General features: G+C 37.7%; 19 protein-coding genes and 1 riboswitch. Of the genes, 12 read left to right on the forward strand and 7 right to left on the reverse strand.

From position 1 onward, the window contains the following. The first annotated feature begins 165 nt into the window (after nt 1–165). From ACHUFV_RS12480 to ACHUFV_RS12490, 3 genes are all read left to right on the forward strand, one after another. A complete protein-coding gene (locus ACHUFV_RS12480; protein ID WP_394234569.1) occupies nt 166–297 on the forward strand; it encodes a YuzL family protein in 132 nt (43 codons plus the stop codon). Nucleotides 298–327: 30 nt separating this feature from the next. Further along, the gene (locus ACHUFV_RS12485; protein WP_394234571.1) at nt 328–624 is read left to right on the forward strand and encodes a hypothetical protein; all 297 of its coding nucleotides are present in this window, start codon (nt 328–330) and stop codon (nt 622–624) included. 114 nt (nt 625–738) lie between these two features. Then, nucleotides 739–1,023: a spore coat protein gene (locus tag ACHUFV_RS12490; RefSeq protein WP_394235083.1), complete on the forward strand. Its 285-nt coding sequence runs from the start codon at nt 739–741 to the stop codon at nt 1,021–1,023. A 50-nt stretch (nt 1,024–1,073) separates the two neighbouring features. Here the strand turns inward: ACHUFV_RS12490 and ACHUFV_RS12495 are convergent, their stop codons facing one another. Continuing rightward, nucleotides 1,074–2,243, reverse strand: a complete 1,170-nt coding sequence (locus tag ACHUFV_RS12495) for an FtsW/RodA/SpoVE family cell cycle protein (RefSeq protein ID WP_394234573.1) — start codon at nt 2,241–2,243, stop codon at nt 1,074–1,076. A 314-nt stretch (nt 2,244–2,557) separates the two neighbouring features. On the opposite strand from ACHUFV_RS12495, the gene ACHUFV_RS12500 reads away from it, so the two are divergent. The 4 genes from ACHUFV_RS12500 to ACHUFV_RS12515 all read left to right on the forward strand — a co-directional run bounded on the left by ACHUFV_RS12500 (nt 2,558) and on the right by ACHUFV_RS12515 (nt 5,902). Next, nucleotides 2,558–3,457 carry a substrate-binding domain-containing protein gene (locus ACHUFV_RS12500; RefSeq protein ID WP_394234574.1) on the forward strand — a complete coding sequence of 300 codons (900 nt, stop codon included), beginning with the start codon at nt 2,558–2,560 and terminating at the stop codon, nt 3,455–3,457. An 18-nt stretch (nt 3,458–3,475) separates the two neighbouring features. Beyond that, entirely contained in the window at nt 3,476–4,384 is a 909-nt protein-coding gene (locus ACHUFV_RS12505; RefSeq protein ID WP_394234576.1) for an ABC transporter substrate-binding protein, read from the forward strand. Nucleotides 4,385–4,469: 85 nt separating this feature from the next. Continuing rightward, entirely contained in the window at nt 4,470–5,168 is a 699-nt protein-coding gene (locus tag ACHUFV_RS12510; RefSeq protein ID WP_394234578.1) for an ABC transporter permease, read from the forward strand. Further along, nucleotides 5,165–5,902, forward strand: a complete 738-nt coding sequence (locus ACHUFV_RS12515; RefSeq protein WP_394234580.1) for an ABC transporter ATP-binding protein — start codon at nt 5,165–5,167, stop codon at nt 5,900–5,902. Before ACHUFV_RS12510 ends, ACHUFV_RS12515 begins: the two co-directional genes overlap by 4 nt. Nucleotides 5,903–6,224: 322 nt before the next feature. Here the strand turns inward: ACHUFV_RS12515 and ACHUFV_RS12520 are convergent, their stop codons facing one another. Then, nucleotides 6,225–7,034, reverse strand: coding sequence for a TerC family protein (locus ACHUFV_RS12520; protein WP_394234581.1), 810 nt, complete (start codon nt 7,032–7,034; stop codon nt 6,225–6,227). A gap of 475 nt (nt 7,035–7,509) precedes the next feature. Then, nucleotides 7,510–7,554, forward strand: a riboswitch (PreQ1 riboswitch). A gap of 6 nt (nt 7,555–7,560) precedes the next feature. Here ACHUFV_RS12520 and ACHUFV_RS12525 point away from each other — a divergent pair. Beyond that, nucleotides 7,561–8,094 (forward strand): QueT transporter family protein, encoded by a 534-nt coding sequence (locus tag ACHUFV_RS12525; protein WP_394234583.1) that lies wholly within the window; start codon nt 7,561–7,563, stop codon nt 8,092–8,094. Between the two features lie 134 nt (nt 8,095–8,228). Here ACHUFV_RS12525 and ACHUFV_RS12530 read toward each other — a convergent pair whose 3' ends face one another. The 4 genes from ACHUFV_RS12530 to ACHUFV_RS12545 all read right to left on the reverse strand — a co-directional run bounded on the left by ACHUFV_RS12530 (nt 8,229) and on the right by ACHUFV_RS12545 (nt 12,058). Continuing rightward, nucleotides 8,229–9,206 carry a siderophore ABC transporter substrate-binding protein gene (locus ACHUFV_RS12530; RefSeq protein WP_394234585.1) on the reverse strand — a complete coding sequence of 326 codons (978 nt, stop codon included), beginning with the start codon at nt 9,204–9,206 and terminating at the stop codon, nt 8,229–8,231. 189 nt (nt 9,207–9,395) lie between these two features. Then, nucleotides 9,396–10,154, reverse strand: coding sequence for an iron ABC transporter ATP-binding protein (locus tag ACHUFV_RS12535; protein ID WP_394234587.1), 759 nt, complete (start codon nt 10,152–10,154; stop codon nt 9,396–9,398). A 16-nt stretch (nt 10,155–10,170) separates the two neighbouring features. Then, nucleotides 10,171–11,115, reverse strand: coding sequence for an iron chelate uptake ABC transporter family permease subunit (locus ACHUFV_RS12540; RefSeq protein ID WP_394234589.1), 945 nt, complete (start codon nt 11,113–11,115; stop codon nt 10,171–10,173). Next, complete coding sequence (locus ACHUFV_RS12545; protein ID WP_394234591.1) at nt 11,108–12,058, reverse strand: ABC transporter permease; 951 nt, start codon at nt 12,056–12,058, stop codon at nt 11,108–11,110. The genes ACHUFV_RS12540 and ACHUFV_RS12545 overlap by 8 nt, the downstream gene beginning before the upstream one ends. Nucleotides 12,059–12,608: 550 nt before the next feature. On the opposite strand from ACHUFV_RS12545, the gene ACHUFV_RS12550 reads away from it, so the two are divergent. Further along, on the forward strand, nt 12,609–14,003 hold the full coding sequence (locus ACHUFV_RS12550; RefSeq protein ID WP_394235085.1) for an ArsB/NhaD family transporter: 1,395 nt from the start codon (nt 12,609–12,611) through the stop codon (nt 14,001–14,003). Between the two features lie 90 nt (nt 14,004–14,093). Here the strand turns inward: ACHUFV_RS12550 and ACHUFV_RS12555 are convergent, their stop codons facing one another. Next, nucleotides 14,094–15,236: a hypothetical protein gene (locus tag ACHUFV_RS12555; protein ID WP_394234593.1), complete on the reverse strand. Its 1,143-nt coding sequence runs from the start codon at nt 15,234–15,236 to the stop codon at nt 14,094–14,096. Nucleotides 15,237–15,463: 227 nt separating this feature from the next. On the opposite strand from ACHUFV_RS12555, the gene ACHUFV_RS12560 reads away from it, so the two are divergent. From ACHUFV_RS12560 to ACHUFV_RS12570, 3 genes are all read left to right on the forward strand, one after another. Beyond that, nucleotides 15,464–15,661, forward strand: coding sequence for an IDEAL domain-containing protein (locus tag ACHUFV_RS12560; protein WP_394234594.1), 198 nt, complete (start codon nt 15,464–15,466; stop codon nt 15,659–15,661). A gap of 207 nt (nt 15,662–15,868) precedes the next feature. After that, nucleotides 15,869–16,330 (forward strand): hypothetical protein, encoded by a 462-nt coding sequence (locus ACHUFV_RS12565; protein ID WP_394234596.1) that lies wholly within the window; start codon nt 15,869–15,871, stop codon nt 16,328–16,330. A 15-nt stretch (nt 16,331–16,345) separates the two neighbouring features. After that, complete coding sequence (locus tag ACHUFV_RS12570; RefSeq protein ID WP_394234598.1) at nt 16,346–16,651, forward strand: hypothetical protein; 306 nt, start codon at nt 16,346–16,348, stop codon at nt 16,649–16,651. The last annotated feature ends 1 nt before the right edge of the window (nt 16,652 follow it).

A 16,652-nucleotide genomic window follows, 5' to 3' on the forward strand; every position in this document is an offset into this window, starting at 1 on the left:
TAGAATGGGTTTAGCTATTTATGAGGGTAGCGTGACCTTGGTGAAAGTATTGTTTTACTTATAAAATATATTTTTATTTCAGACAATCATTCCGGAAAATGAAGAAAAAATCACCAGCAAGGAATTTAACAGAACAGGTTAAGCTAAAGCATGGAGGTGAATGTCATGGTAAAAAGAGTGAAGAACCCGTCTAGAGCTGCTGTCAGTGCGGCTAGTGTTAAAGGAAATGCTGGACCGAATGCAGAGAACACGGACCGCGATAAAGTAAACAGCCAAAATAATCAATATAAGAGGTAGTATGAGTGAATCAAAAAGGAGGATTGGGACATGCAACAGCAGTTTACTATGAATACTCAAAATCAAAACCAAGGTATTTTGTACCAGGAGCCGCCGGCAGTTATTTCCACTAAGGACACATTATATTTAACGGATATGCTTTCATGGAATCTATTGGCGATGAAAAAGGCTCATTTCTTTGCACAGCAATGTCATGACCCAGAAATTGTCTCTGAACTGGAACGCTGCGGCCAAATGCACCAGCGTCACTACGAGAAAATCCTTTCTCATCTAAACGTACAAAATCAACAACAACAGCAACAACAATCAACTAACGGGATGATGTAGTTTAATTTTTCGGAGGTGAACGAATTGAATCAGAATCAGAATCAGAATCAGAATCAAAATCAAAATCAAACAATAAGTAATCCCAAAACAACACAACTGCAAAAAACACCGCAAATGAATGACCGGGACTTTTTGAATGATGTACTTGCAACTGAAAAGTATATAACCAATTCATATAGCATCGCATTAAATGAAGCAAGTCATGAAGCGCTTTATCAAGACCTTCTAGCTGTTTGTACAGAAGCACAAAATGAACAGCGCCAGCTCTATAATCTCATGTTCAAAAAGGGCTGGTACAAGCTTGAGCAGGAGGATCAGCAGAGGCTGCAGCAAAAGTACCAGCAGTTCTATAATTATACCACCACTCAATTCCCATATAACGGCGGACAGCTGCAATAATGGAAATATGATAGAAAAAAGCCGCTTTGCAGAGGGCAAAGCGGCTTTCTTTAATCACTAGTCGAAAACATATATTTTTTATAATGGTAGCGTATGGAGAAAATAAGCCCGAGTGCGAGCATATTTCCCATTAATGAGCTTCCACCGTAGCTGATAAACGATAGAGGAATCCCCGTTATCGGCAGCAGCCCAATTGTCATGCCAATATTTTGAAATACATGGAATGTAATCATACTGATGACACCTACACAAATATAGGAATAAAAGTGATTCTTCGTTTCCATACCAACCTTTGTAATATGATAGATCAGCAAAAAGAATAGGCTGACAAGAATACTTGCGCCAATAAAGCCAAACTCTTCCCCGACAACACTAAAAATAAAATCGGTATGGCTTTCTGGCAGATAGACCTCTCTTGTGCCGAAGCCTTTGCCTGACGTTTCACCAGAACCAATTGCCAGCAATGAACGAGTCAGCTGGAATCCTGTTGAACTTTGGTAATTATACGGATCAATCCATGAATAAATCCGTCCAAATTGATATTCCTTCACCCCAAGATATTTTTCGAGAATTTCAGGCTGCCAAAGGACAAAATAGAAAATAACCGAAATCAATGCTGCTGCACTGCCGAAAATCGTTACAAGTATTTTCCATGAAATCCCTGAAATAAACAGCATCCCAAGAAAAATCGCCGTCAATACGAGCGATGTTCCTAAATCAGGCTGCTGCATCACTAATAATAGCGGAACCATTGTCACAATTCCTAGCTTTAGTAATAGCCATAAATCGGTCTGAAACGTTTTTATTATATATTTTTGATGGTGTTCTACATTTACTCTGGCAAGCGCCAAAATGAGAAACACTTTAAAAAATTCCGATGGCTGCAAGGAACCCATTCCAGGTACCTTATACCAGCTTTTTGCCCCATTGATGACAGGCGCAATACTGTCCGGGGCCACAATTAGAAAGGCTAATAAAAAAATCCCAAAGCCATATGCGTACCAAGAAAGCTTCTTCAGCTGATCAGAATCTAGTGTAATGACGGCTGCAATAATGCCTGAGCCAACGATATACCAGACGATTTGCTTTAATAAGAAGTTTTCACCATATTGCCCTGTTTTTTGTGCACTGTATATCGAAATACAGCTGGCGAGAAATAAGAGTAATAATATAAGGACAAGACTGAAGTCCAGTCTTGATGTAGATTGTTTATCTGTCATACCTATTCACCTTCTATGAGCCTCTGTTGGAAAACGTAGTCGATCCATTTTCTCCTTACAATTCTTCATTATATTTTTATTTTCGACAAATCTCAACAAAATCATTGATGATGGATAATATTACACCCCATCATTTTACCTATCCTTTATGAATATTTAATGAACATATTATGAATGATTGTTCATTAACCTAACAAAACTTAACGAAACTTAACAAAACCGATTGTTTTTAGACAAAACAATATGATAAACTTTTTTTGCATGCATTCTAAGACACAATATTCAGCTTTTTTTATATAGGAAAGGAGATACCTATGAATGAAATATATACTCCTGATGAAGTAGCCAAGCTGTTTAAAATATCAAAGCATACTGTTTATGAATTGATCAAACGCGGGGATCTTCGCGCCTTTAAGGTCGGCAATAAAATGCGAATTGAGCAAAATGAAGTAAATCGATATAAACAGCTGATGGAAACAGCGCCAGCCTTGAAACCTTCCGCTGATCATTCCATTCGTCTTGCCGGAAGCCATGATTTTCTCATTGAGCATTTGGTTAAGTATGCAGCACGCCATACACAAGGTTTATCAATCCAGCCTACATACGTTGGAAGTCTTGAAGGACTAATGATGCTATATCGAAATAGCTGTGATGCAGCTGCGATTCACCTATTAGATCCTTCTTCAAAGGAGTATAACATTCCTTTTATTAAACAGCTATTTGTCCACGAACCGCTCACGGTCATGCGGTTTGCCTCTAGAGAGCAGGGCTTTATTGTCGCAAATGGAAATCCGAAAAACATAAAATGCTTTCACGATTTAACTAGAGAGGATGTTATCTTTGTCAATCGGCAAAAAGGGTCTGGGACCCGCTACGTAATTGATTATTATTTAGCCGAGGAAGGGATAGATCCTCAGGAGATAAATGGCTATTTGAATGAGGAGTGGACCCATTCTGCAACGGCATCACTGGTTAACGGAGGAAAAGCAGATGTTGCATTTGGCATACAATCAGCAACAGAAAATCTGCAAGTAGATTTTATCCCCGTCATGAAGGAACAATTCGATCTTGTTTTCCGATGGACAGAGCAGAATCATTCGTCATTAAAGAGGTTAATCGATCTGCTTACCGACACAGCCTATAAAGATAGTATGCAGAATAAAACGGGCTATGATGTATCCGAGTTTGGAACGATCATATATGAACATAAATAAAAGAGGAGAAGTAGTATCATGAAAAAATTTAATCGATTTTTAGCAGCAAGTCTTTTGGCTTTGCTAGTGCTTGTATTAGGAGCTTGCGGAACTAATGATGAAGCAGCTGAACAAAAAGACAACAATGCTGATATCAAGACAGAGCAGGCCGCAGATACAAAAGAAAAAACTGAAACAAAGGATCTTATTTTAGCCACAACAACCAGTACACAGGACACTGGTTTATTGGATGAACTAATTATCCCCATGTTTGAAGAGCAAAATCCAGACATTAATGTAAAAACAATTGCTGTTGGTACAGGCCAAGCGTTAGAAATGGGTACAAAAGGGGAAGCAGATGTATTGCTTGTACATGCTCCTGCTTCAGAGGAAGAGATTGTTGCAAGCGGTGATGCCATTAACCGTCAGCTTGTCATGCATAATGATTTTATTATTGTTGGACCTAAGGATGATCCGGCTGGCGTTAAAGGCTTACCTATTTCCGAAGCCTTTGCAAAAATTATGTCTGAAGGTGCAGTATTTGTTTCAAGAGGTGACGACTCTGGTACACATAAAAAAGAACTTCAGGTTTGGGAAAAGGCCGGATTAACACCTGCTGATAATGCATCATATCTTCAATCAGGACAAGGAATGGGTGCCACGTTACAAATTGCAAATGAAAAGAATGGCTATACGTTAACAGACAGAGGAACATGGTTAGCACAGGAGAAGAATTTAACAAATCTTCAAATCGCTGTTGAAGGTGACGAAGACTTAAAGAATATTTACCATGTCATGCAGGTAAACCCTGAAAAGCATGATAAAGTAAACAGCGACGGTGCAGAGAAATTCGTTGATTTTATGATCAATAAAGAAACTCAGGAAAAGATCAGTGAATTCGGCAAGGACAAATATGGTCAAGCCTTATTCTTCCCGGATGCTAAATAAAAGAGATATAATTAGGTTGGCGGTAAGTGATTGATGCTTACCGCCAACCTTCTATTTAGGAAAGAGCAGGAAGTTGGTTGGTTGAATGGATCTCATCATAGACGGTTTATTAAAAGCAATTGAATTAATTACTTCTGGAGACAAAGGGATTTTTGAGGTTACCTTTCTCACCCTCCGCGTGTCTTTTACAGCCATCCTAATCAGCACCATTATTGGCATACCCATTGGTATCTTTTTAGGGCTTTCGCGGTTTAAAGGTAGAAAGCTTATTCTTATCTTTATCAACATAGGAATGGGACTGCCTCCCGTCATTGCCGGTCTGACGATTACCATGCTGCTTTGGCGTTCAGGTCTTTTTGGAGACTACGCCCTATTATATACTCCAACAGCCATTATCATGGCACAAACCCTTGTTTCCCTTCCAATTGTAATAGGGTTAACAAGCTCCTCCTTTCAGCAGATCAACGAAAAAATGCTCCTGCAGATTAAAGCACTTGGAGCCACAAAAATACAAACCTTGTTTATTTTATTAAAAGAAATGCGGATCGCTTTATTAGCAGCCATTATGGCCGGCTTCGGGCGAGTGATTGCAGAGGTTGGAGCTGCCATGATGGTAGGAGGCAATATATTAGGTGAAACACGTATTTTAACGACTTCGATAATGATGGAGGTTTCAAAAGGGAACTTTGATATTGCCATTGCCCTATCATTTATATTAATGACGCTGGCCTTTTTGATTACGTTCATCCTCACCTCATTGCAGCAAAGGAGGCCGGTGGAATGACGGAAATGATCCGAGTAGAAGAGCTTGAATTTCAAGTAGCTGGGCGAAACATTCTTACCATTCCAGAGCTTGTGATAAAAAAAGGACATATCTATGGAATCATGGGGCCAAACGGCGCAGGGAAAAGTACACTTTTAAAGGTACTCTCTTTGTTAGATTCCCCCACAAATGGAGTGATTTATTTTCATGGTGAACAGGTTTCTGCTCATACCATCACTCTTGAAAAGCGGAGAAAAATAGCGATTGCCCTTCAGCAATCACTGCTTCTTGATACAACGGTATTTCAAAATATTGCTGTTGGGTTAAAAATTAGAAGGCAGCCGCGAAAAATCATTAAGGAAAAGGTATATGAATGGCTTGAAAAATTTAATATCACCCATTTGGCTGATAAGCATGCGTATAAGCTTTCTGGCGGCGAAGCACAGCGGGTCAATTTAGCTCGAGCGATGATTCTTGAACCAGAGCTTCTTTGTTTGGATGAGCCCTTTTCAGCACTTGATTTCCCAACTAAAATGAAGCTCATTTATGACTTCAAAAACATTTTATCCGAAGCAGGCACCACTGCCTTGTTTGTCAGTCATGATTTACTCGAGGTAAAATCATTAACAGATGAATTATTTATTCTAATGAACGGGGAAATGCAGCAGCACGGATCCACCGAGTATGTTATTGAAAATCCGAATGAATCCACCCGCTCCTTTATCAACGACTGGAAGAGCTATTTGACATTATAAAAAAAAGCCGTATGGATGTCATACGGCTAAAGAAAATATAGGAGGTTTGGGTTTAACGGTAAGGACAAACTTAAGTTGTCCTTTACTATTACATATGAAGCTTGTTCAATATTTGTACAGGCTTTTTACCAGTAGTAAGAAAAAAGGGCGTAGCCTAAAAAATTATGCATAAGCTTGAATAAAATCTCTCAGGAGGGTCACACTAGAAATAAGTGTAAAACCCCCCTTTTCTAACCTCCTATAACGATCATAGGAGGTCTTTTTTTGACCCAAATCCACAAGTAGTGGTACACCTTCCCTATCAGCATTAGAATAATATAATTTACGCATTCACCTTATTCACATTATCTGAAGCCTTTTCGGATTCTGTTTCCGTTTCATGACTCTTTGATAAGAACCAGCCGGCAGCAGCGATTCCAATTAATACAATGTAGAAAGTCGCTTTCCAGGCTGTTGAATGGGAAAATCCTTCTGAAACAATGGCGATAGCTGGATGTGCTAAGGTTTGAACTAAAAGCTTTACTCCAACCCATCCAACGATTACAAAGGCTGCAACTTCCAAACCAGGTTTTTTAGCTAATAATTTAACAAACATATTTGCTGCAAATCGCATGATGACAAGCCCAATGAAACCACCTGCAAAAATGACGATGAAATGACCTGCATGCATTCCGCCGATTTCTCCCAAATTAGGAATAATAGGCAGCGTGACCGCTAATGCAACCGCGGCTAAGATCGAATCAATAGCAAACGCAATATCTGCTACTTCAACCTTTAATACCGTCATCCAAAAACCGCTTTGCTTAGCAGGCTTTTCATGATGTCCTTCTTCCCCATGTTTCTTCTTAAGAAAATGTTTATACAGATGATTCAAGCTCATGAAGATAAGATACGCAGCTCCAAGCGCTTGAACCTGCCAAATATCAACCAGAAATGAGATGACGAACAAGGAACCAAAACGGAAGATAAACGCACCGGCTAATCCGTAAAATAAAGCTTTTCTCCGCTGTTCCTCTGGTAAATGCTTAACCATAATCGCAAGCACTAACGCGTTATCCGTGGCCAATAGTCCTTCCAACACAATTAATACTAACAAGACCCATCCATACTCAAATAATAATGAAAATTCCATCTTTTACCTCCCTGAAAATGGTATATATACTTCGACTGAATAGCAGCAATTAATGGATTTCCATGCTCAAGTTTCGGTCCAGATTGCTCGATTACCAGAGAGTTTTTCCATAACTTCCTTCTGTACAATCCTTCTGTTCCCTGTCATTTCATTGCCCATTAACTCTCCTCCTATCGAAGACAAAATAAAAGACCCTTACCAATAGTAAAGGTCTGATTTCATAAATATAAATAGACCCTGCCTATTGGTAAAGGTCTTGCTAACAACTTTAAAAGTTGCCAACAAAGCCGGGAGCTTAAACTCCGTAATGACGACTTTGCTGTAAAAGCTACTCCCCTTTAGGGAAAACTCTTATTCTGATAAGGTAATAATAAAGAGTCTTTGAGAGAATGTCAAGAATATTCTTTTTACCTCTTCAAAAAAAGTGTTTTAATTTTTCATTTTTATAGTATAATATTATAGTTTGAGTTACCTTATTCACGTGGTTCGAGACCCTCCCACGATAAAAAACTAAGGAGAGATACTTATGAATATCAAATCCCTTGCAGTAAATGGCCTTGTTGCTGCACTATACATCGCTGTCAGCTTTGTCATCCAGCCTTTTGGCTTCACGAATGTTCAATTTCGTGTATCCGAGATGTTTAATCATCTCATCGTGTTTAACAAGAAATTTATCTATGGAATTGTCCTTGGTGTTTTCTTAACTAACCTATTCTTTTCGCCAATGGTCGCCTATGATCTTGTTTTTGGTGTCGGACAATCGATTGTTGCCCTTTTAGTCACCCTCTTCTCGATGCGTTTTATTAAAGGCATTTGGGCACGTATGGCTTTTAACACGATTGTATTCACCTTCACGATGTTTATCATTGCCTTTGAACTAAACCTTGCGTTCGGCATGCCATTCCTTTTTACATGGCTGACTACGGCCGCTGGAGAGCTGGCTGTGATGATTGTTGGGGCACCGATTATGTACGCGGTAAATAAGCGGGTAAACTTCAATAAAATGATGGAAACACCCGTTTCTATTTCAAAGCATAAAGTTATTTCACAAAAAGACTGACATTACGTCAGTCTTTTTTGCTTGCTAACACTTCTTTTCCAGCGATATAATAAAAAGACCGAGTGCTGGGAGCACTCAGTCTTACATTAGACAATTATTTTAGGTAGAGTACATATATTTGTACTCTTTTATTTTTATAGACTCTCGTCGATTGCTTTAACCATTTCGTTTACAGAAATAATCCCACCGCCTGATAAGTACCATACATTTGGATCAAGATAAACGATGCGGTCTTCTTTAAATGCCTTTGTACCCTTAACAAGGTCATTGTTTAGAACTTCTTTTGCTGGACTTGCAGCCTGGCCAGTTGTAACAACTGCTCCACGATCTACCACAAACAGGATATCAGGATCCTTTTCAACTAGGTATTCAAATGAAATACTTTGACCATGTGTAGAAACTTCAATATTTTCATCAACTGGTTTTACACCAAATACATCGTGGATGATTCCAAAGCGTGATGCCGGTCCATATGCACTGATATTTCCTTCATCTATTAATGTTACTAATGCCTTTTCATCTAATCCTGATGCTTTTTCCTTCAATGCTTTAATGTTTTCATCAATTTTTGCTAATTCTTCCTTTACTTCTGCTTCTTTACCAAAAATTTGACCAAGAATATCTGTATTTTCTTTAAATGATTCCATGTACTTTGTTGTATCAACACCTAAATAAATCGTTGGAGCAATTTCTGCGAATTCTTCATATAAATCTTGTTGTCTAGCTGAGATAATAATTAATTCAGGCTGAAGCTCATTGATTTTTTCAAAGTCAGGTTCTTTTAAAGATCCGACACTTTCATATTTATCAGACTTGTATTTTTCAAGCTGGCTTGGTACAGTACCTTCCTTTGGCAACGCTGTAACTGCTTTAACTCCTAATGTATCTAATGTTTCTAATACACCAAAATCAAATACAACGACATTTTCTGGATTTACCTTTACATCTGTTTCACCTAAAAGATGCTTCACAGTAATTTCTTTTGCTTCTGCAGTCTCTTTCGGCTCGCTTGAGTCAGTACTCTTGCTTTCTTCTGTTGATGATTCTGAACTGCATGCTGCTAATAGCAGGACAAATAGTGTTAAAATAAAAACCATTAACTTTTGCTTCATGTTTTACACCTCATAGTAGTTTTATATTTTTAGTATCATTATATTTATGATTGATAGAGCCTTCTCTCATGATTACAGCCTTTCAGAAAGGTTGCGCGCTCTGAAATCATGGTATTTGAGAATATTTCTCAATCGAATACAAACAAAAATTACATTTGAGGCATCCGCCGGAGGCTGAATGCCATTCACCTATGCATAAAAGACACAGATCTTATTGTTATCGATATATTCGATATTAATATCCATATCATAAATATCCTTTAATACAGATGGTTTAATAATTTCATCTGTTGGTCCTTCCTTGACCACTTTTCCATCCTTTAATGCGACAATGTAATCAGAGTAGCAGGACGCAAAGTTAATATCATGGATGACGATGACAACGGTTTTTCCAAGTTCATCAACAAGTCTGCGTAATACCTTCATAATCTGAACAGAATGCTTCATATCCAGATTGTTCAATGGTTCATCTAGTAAAATATATTCCGTGTTTTGCGCGATAACCATCGCGATATAGGCACGTTGTCTTTGCCCGCCACTCAGCTCATCAAGATATTTCTCCTGCATTTCTTCAAGCTCCATATAATGGATGGCTTCATCAACATACTCCCAATCTTCTTTTGTTAAGCGGCCCTGTGAGTAAGGAAAACGCCCAAAGGATACAAGCTCTCTGACTGTTAAGCGGACATTAATATGGTTGGACTGCTTCAAGATTGATATTTTTTTCGCTAAATCATTGCTCTTACAGGATGACAGCTCTTTATCATCAATATGGATAATCCCTTCATCAGCTAGAATCAAACGGCTGATCATAGATAATACGGTACTTTTCCCGGCACCATTGGGACCAATGAACGAGGTAATTTTCTTCTTCTGGATTTTCATTGTAACCCCGTCCACCACTTTTTTTGTTCCAAACCGTTTTGTCAAATTTCTTACACTTAACATTCTCTTCTCCTCCTCACTAGGCTTTTCTTTGTTTTAATAACAGAAAAATAAAGTATACTCCGCCAATAAAATTAACGATAACACTTAAGGTTGTTGAGAAGGTGAATACCCGCTCAACGATAAGCTGGCCGCCGACAAGAGAAATAATACTAACTAAAATCGAACCAAATAGTAGAATTGTATGCTTATATGTGTTGAATAATTGATACGTCACATTTACAACTAATAATCCAAGAAATGTAATCGGGCCAACTAGTGCTGTTGATATGGAGATCAGAATGGCGACAACAATAAGCAATCGTTTCACAATCCGATCATAATCAACCCCTAAATTAATCGCTTGCTCTTTTCCTAAAGATAGGACATCCAAATACTTTGTAAACTGAAGGAAATACAGTGTAACAAGGATGATTAGGATAAAGGAGATAAGCAACAGATCACCATTGATATTATTAAAGCTGGCAAACATTTTATCTTGAACTCTCATAAACTCATTCGGATCAATCAATACCTGCATAAAGGACGAAATACTTTGAAAAAATGTACCAAAGATTATTCCAATCAATAAGAGAAAATAAAGATTATTGCCTTCTCTTTTAAAAATGATTTTGTATAAGATTCCAACAAATACCCCCATAAGGGCAATTGAGATAAAAAAGTTCACGTTTTTATTCATAAGCGAATTCATTGATCCAAACGCGAAAACTAAAACGGTTTGGATCAGCATATACAGTGAATCAAGCCCAATGATACTTGGTGTGAGAATTTTATTATTGGTAATCGTTTGGAATACGATTGTGGAAAAGGCAATGGCCGCACCGGTCAGTACCATAGCTGCTATTTTTTCAGTTCTTTTCGATAGCACATAATCCCAGGATCCTCTTACATCAGTAAACAAAAAGACCGCAATGAGAATGGCTGCTGCAATGAATAGTATTCCAATTTTTGTCCAATTACGCATATGCCTTTCTCCTCAAAAGTAAGTAGATAAATATACCGCTTCCAATCACACCAACCGTTAAGCCAATTGGAATCTCATACGGATAAATCACCAAGCGGCCAAATATGTCACAAACTAAAATAAACACAGCACCAAGTAATGCAGTATGGGAAAGATTCTTTTGTAAATGATCCCCATTATAAATCGATACAATATTTGGAATAATCAACCCTAGGAACGGAATCAAACCAGCCGTCAATATGACCACTGCTGACATCATCGCTACAAGACTTAAACCGAGATTAACAACCTGTTTATACTTAAGACCGAGGTTGACGGCAAATTCCTCGCCCATTCCGGCAACAGTAAACTTATTCGCAAAAAGATAGGAAACTAAGACAAGCGGGATACTGATATAAATGAGCTCATATTGTCCTTTGACTGTCATGGAAAAATTCCCTTGCAGCCAGGCTGTCATGTTTTGGATTAAATCATTTTTATAAGCAAAAAAGGTAGTCATAGATGTGATGATATTACCAAACATTAAACCTACTAAAGGAATAAAAACAGCATCCTTTAATTTCACTTTATCTAGTATTTTCATAAAAATGAATGTCCCAAGTAAGGCGAAAACAAACGCTAAACCCATTTTCACCATTGGACTTGCGGCTGGTATAAACATCATTGCGATAAGAATTCCAAATCTGGCAGAATCCTCTGTTCCAGCAGTTGTCGGTGAAACGAATTTATTATGACTGAGCTGCTGCATGATTAGTCCGCTGATACTCATCGCCACTCCCGCGATAATAATACTGACAAGACGCGGTACCCGTGCAGAGAAGAAAATGGTGGCTTCTTCTTCATTCATTTTAAAGATGTCTAGCGGTGAAATACCGGATACACCAATGAACAGCGATATACATGATAATAGAATGAGCAATATAACAAGGTATCTTTTCTTCATCTAATTCCTAACTCTCTTTTTGTGACGTGAATATGTAGCACTAAGATATAATAATGAGATTCATTATCAATTCCAAGTGTTTTTTCACCCCAAATGAAATCCATTATCTTTTGAGGTGAAAAAATTTCCATCAGTGAGAAGCATTATCACTATTAAACAAAAAAAATTAATGTTTTCACTAATAGATATGAAACAATGAGATTCATTATCAATTTAATTTAAAAATAAAAATCAAACCTCTTTGAATGAGATTGATTATCAATTAATATTTATACATAAAATTCTAACATTTATTTGTCCTATGTCAATCCTTTTAATAAAAAAATTCATCAATGCAGAAAACGTTTTCAGTACAGGCAGTCTATTAAAGATTTATTTTATATTAAAAGAATAATAGATGCTTTTGGTTGGTGAAAACGTTGAGGACAACTAATAAGCCGCTACGTATACTATAGCAGACACGTTTTAGATTATTAAGGAGTAATACTGACGGTATTAGGGCCCCTTGAAAGGAGGTGTTTCATTGACACCATTCACCTTTTGGTTTACTATTTTCTCATTTTTATTAACAATGCTTCTCATTTTCTGGAGACCGAAAGGAATAAACGAAGCCATTCCTTCAACACTTGGTGCGTTACTCATCATTTTGTGCGGCGCGGTTTCGTTACCGGATATTGAAGTAATTGGTGAAAAAGTCACCGGAGCAGCCATTACAATTCTTGCAACGATGATTATGGCTATCGCAATGGAGAGTATCGGATTTTTCCAATGGGTAGCACAAAAATTATTAGAGGCCACAAAGGGATCAGGTCACAGACTTTTCTGGTTAACGAATCTTCTCTGTTTTTTAATGACACTTTTCTTAAATAATGACGGCAGTATTCTAATTACAACTCCCATTTTACTGTTGTTACTAAGGAAGCTTGGACTGAAGGATAATCAGAAGCTGCCATATTTACTCAGCGGAGCCTTAATTGCGACCGCTTCAAGTGCCCCCATTGGGGTAAGCAATATTGTTAACTTAATCTCATTGCAGATTATAGAGATGGATTTAATCCACTATACACTCATGATATTTGTTCCAGGAACCTTGGGATTACTGCTTCTTTCTATCCTTCTATATCTTATTTTTCGTAAAACATTACCCACTTCCATCACTCAAACCAACGCTCCCACTGACAAACCTGCTGCCCAAGCAATGGCTGGACAACCTAAGCATTGGAAGCCCTTACACCCGCAACTGTCTAAGCATCCTTTACAGCCAAAACACCATAGCAAGCCGCCTTTTGGTTCAGTTACTTCAAAGAGACATACAAAATTAATGTTCGCTGTGATTGTCTATGTACTTCTTGTCCGTATCTCCTTATTTGTCGCAGCCTATTTAGACATCTCAGTATCGCTCGTCGCAGCACTGAGTTCCCTTCTCTTATTGTTATGGCGCTGGTTCTATTTGAAAGTTAGCCCTGTTGATTTATTGAAAAAGACACCGTGGCATATCTTCATATTTGCGTTCACGATGTATATAATCGTATACGGCTTACAAAATATTGGATTAACTCGCTATTTAATCGAATATCTAGAACCGATGGTAGCCACTAGTCTTTTTCATGCAAGTATGATTATGGGGACTACCCTAACTATTTTATCTAACATTTTCAATAACCATCCTGCTTTAATGATTGGTACTCTTTCCTTAACACAAATGGGACTTGATCCAGTCACACTAAAAACAATTTATCTAGCCAATATTATTGGAAGTGACATAGGGGCCCTTCTACTGCCAACCGGAACATTAGCCACCTTAATCTGGATGCATATTTTAAGACAGCACCATGTAAAAGTATCCTGGAAAGATTACTTGAAGGTAACGGTTCGGGTCATTCCCATTACTGTTGCTTTTACTCTAATTATCCTCTATTTTTGGATAGAGTGGGTTATCCATTAATAAGTGCAGCTTACTAACCTGACCATTCATCTGACGTAAAAAATTCCTTTTCTTTTGAAAAGGAATTTTTTCTTGATGCATTTCATTATTCTATTTATCTTTATTGCTATTATTGTTGTCTTTGCTGTTGTCATCTTTATTATTATCTTTATCATCATCGTTATTATTGTCTTTATTGTCTTTGTCATTATCATTCTTACGATTATCATCATTGCATGACTTCATAGAACCTCTATCTTTTTTATTAGAATTCTTGTCAAACCAATCCTTACATCGTTTATTGGATTTTGAATTATCTTTATCGTTGTCTTTATCATTGTCCTTATTATTATTGCCCTTACAATCTCTGAATCTGTCCATCCCGCTACATTTGCAGCACTTTTTACAATCCTTGCAATCGCATTCTTTACCTTTGCCCTTACCATCATGACCGTCTTTTTTTCCATCCTTCCGGTCATGTTTGTCCTTGCCCTTATCCTTATCCTTATCCTTGTCCTTCTTCTTCTTTGGACCTGAACTAATACTGCGAACATGGAATGGATCCACAAGAATAACTTCTTCATTATGTGTAAGCTTATAGTAACCATCATCTACGGAAAGGACTCCCTCAACAGCTTCAGGACCGCTGCGATTAATGGCCACCCACTTATTTTCCAAGTGTTTAAAGACACCTAATAAATCATGCGCTTCAATCATCTTGTCTTTTTTCTTTTCTTTCTCTTTAAACGGTTTAGATGATAAGCTTACGCTCTTCACATGATGGATACTCACATAAACATGGCCGTCATCCTCTGTATGCATAATTAAGAAATCATGTTTAACTGCTAACAACTTTCCATGAATTGAATCAGGACCACCCTGGTTTAGTTGAACGACTTGCTGTTCCATCTTCTTTAACAGCTTACGAAAATTTTTCGCTGATAAAAAGTTTACTTTTTCCTTCTCTTTTTCTTTTTCTTTTTCCTTATGCTCCTGTTCAGGATGGTGCGGCTTTGGTTTTGTCGGGGAACTAACACTCTTAATATGCTCTGCCTGGTAATAGATTACCGAATTTTTCACAGCTAGCGCCACATAATCTGATTGGACATCTAGAACTACTCCATGCTTGGCCTCAGGTCCCGCACGATAGACTTTTACCTCTTTTCCTTTTACAGAATCAAAAAATGCCTGATAAAAACGTGTTTTGGAACTCTGTTCAGCATCTTTATGTTGATTACTCTTCCCTTTGCTCATTTTTATCCTCCTTGTTCATCCTCCAATTAAAATGGTTAGATATACTGCATGTATACGTAACTTCGCACCATTTTGAATGATGAACAAACCTATTTACTAAAATAATCAACACGTACCTACTCAAATGGGTTAATTAGTTTTAGAAATTAAAAATAAATTATAAAAATGTTTGAATTATCTGAAATTAACTGTTATAATTGAAAAAAGGTTAAGGAGTTGATTTCCAAATGAATAAGTACTCTCTAAACGCACCCCAACAAACTGAGGTAATTGATGATTCACTATTTGCTGAAATGGTGTTAGACAAAGCGCTGCGCGATTTCCAAAAAGAGCAAATACTAAAGGAAATCGACTTATCGTTACGTGACAGAAACAAAGAACAATTTTTAATGTTAACAGAGAAATTACAAGAGTTTCTTGAATAAAAATAAAAATAATCTAAATTCCCGATTTCCCTGAGATCGGGTTTTTTTGTTTGTTTGCTATAGTTAGTACCTTTAAAACTCTAAATCTATCTTCCTAGTAGATTAGTAACAAAAATAACGAATTACGATTTTTTCGACAAATCCAACGAAACTTTTTTTATAATGAAGCGTACCTAGTATAGGAAATCAAACAAAAGGGTGTGGATTATGAAATTTCGAAATGCTGTACTGGAGTACCGGCTCCACAAAGGGAATGACCATTTTGTTCCTATTTATCATTATCCAGAGATTGAGCTTGAACAAATTTTGGCAAGAAGAGAATGTGAGTTTTTCGTCAAAAGCGGTGTGACATACAGACAGCTTTCCTCTGCTATTGAGGCTAATCTTTTTATTATTTATGTAGAGCTCTATGAAGAAGATCCAATTGAGGGGGAATTGCTGTCTGAGGATGGAATTCTTCTTGAGGTGCGGGAACTGAATACGATCAAAAATCATCCACTCATCTCATCAGAATATGTAACCAATCATTTAGATGTGTTAAGTACGATTGGAAGTGTCTACACCTACCACTACGGTAAGGAATGGGAACGGGATTCTGCCGAGATTGATGAAGACCGTAAAGCATTTGTTTTGTATGTCACGCCAACTGGTTATTCCATAACAGAATAAGAGAGGGGATTAAGATTGAAAAAGACAAAGAAAATGATGAAAGGTGTTGTGGCTGCTGCACTCGTTTCTTCACTAGCGGCCTGCGGAGAGGACCGTCCGCCTGAGCCGACTGGATACGATTGTGGTGATTGGGACTGGGATAGTAAAACAGGAACCTATTACTGTGATGATGATAGCTCATACTACGGCGGTAGATATTATCACGGCGGCTCCTTTTACTCTAGTAAAAAGTCACTAACAAGCAGTCCGAGCTATAAATCATACAAAAGCTCCTATAAATCAGGAATTGGCAGCGGATCAAAAGGCGGATTCGGGGGATAAA

Source organism: Niallia oryzisoli (genome assembly GCF_043641075.1).
In the GTDB taxonomy this organism is placed as follows: domain Bacteria; phylum Bacillota; class Bacilli; order Bacillales; family Cytobacillaceae; genus Bacillus_BD; species Bacillus_BD oryzisoli_A.

Coding starts and splice junctions, on each gene's coding strand:
- ACHUFV_RS12495 (WP_394234573.1), bottom strand. CDS start 2,243: ATGACAGATAAACAATCTACATCAAGACTGGACTTCAGTCTTGTCCTT.
- ACHUFV_RS12555 (WP_394234593.1), bottom strand. CDS start 15,236: ATGAGCAAAGGGAAGAGTAATCAACATAAAGATGCTGAACAGAGTTCC.
- ACHUFV_RS12500 (WP_394234574.1), top strand. CDS start 2,558: ATGAATGAAATATATACTCCTGATGAAGTAGCCAAGCTGTTTAAAATA.
- ACHUFV_RS12490 (WP_394235083.1), top strand. CDS start 739: ATGAATGACCGGGACTTTTTGAATGATGTACTTGCAACTGAAAAGTAT.
- ACHUFV_RS12565 (WP_394234596.1), top strand. CDS start 15,869: ATGAAATTTCGAAATGCTGTACTGGAGTACCGGCTCCACAAAGGGAAT.
- ACHUFV_RS12540 (WP_394234589.1), bottom strand. CDS start 11,115: ATGCGTAATTGGACAAAAATTGGAATACTATTCATTGCAGCAGCCATT.
- ACHUFV_RS12520 (WP_394234581.1), bottom strand. CDS start 7,034: ATGGAATTTTCATTATTATTTGAGTATGGATGGGTCTTGTTAGTATTA.
- ACHUFV_RS12510 (WP_394234578.1), top strand. CDS start 4,470: ATGGATCTCATCATAGACGGTTTATTAAAAGCAATTGAATTAATTACT.
- ACHUFV_RS12515 (WP_394234580.1), top strand. CDS start 5,165: ATGACGGAAATGATCCGAGTAGAAGAGCTTGAATTTCAAGTAGCTGGG.
- ACHUFV_RS12525 (WP_394234583.1), top strand. CDS start 7,561: ATGAATATCAAATCCCTTGCAGTAAATGGCCTTGTTGCTGCACTATAC.
- ACHUFV_RS12535 (WP_394234587.1), bottom strand. CDS start 10,154: ATGTTAAGTGTAAGAAATTTGACAAAACGGTTTGGAACAAAAAAAGTG.
- ACHUFV_RS12485 (WP_394234571.1), top strand. CDS start 328: ATGCAACAGCAGTTTACTATGAATACTCAAAATCAAAACCAAGGTATT.
- ACHUFV_RS12505 (WP_394234576.1), top strand. CDS start 3,476: ATGAAAAAATTTAATCGATTTTTAGCAGCAAGTCTTTTGGCTTTGCTA.
- ACHUFV_RS12560 (WP_394234594.1), top strand. CDS start 15,464: ATGAATAAGTACTCTCTAAACGCACCCCAACAAACTGAGGTAATTGAT.
- ACHUFV_RS12480 (WP_394234569.1), top strand. CDS start 166: ATGGTAAAAAGAGTGAAGAACCCGTCTAGAGCTGCTGTCAGTGCGGCT.
- ACHUFV_RS12530 (WP_394234585.1), bottom strand. CDS start 9,206: ATGAAGCAAAAGTTAATGGTTTTTATTTTAACACTATTTGTCCTGCTA.
- ACHUFV_RS12545 (WP_394234591.1), bottom strand. CDS start 12,058: ATGAAGAAAAGATACCTTGTTATATTGCTCATTCTATTATCATGTATA.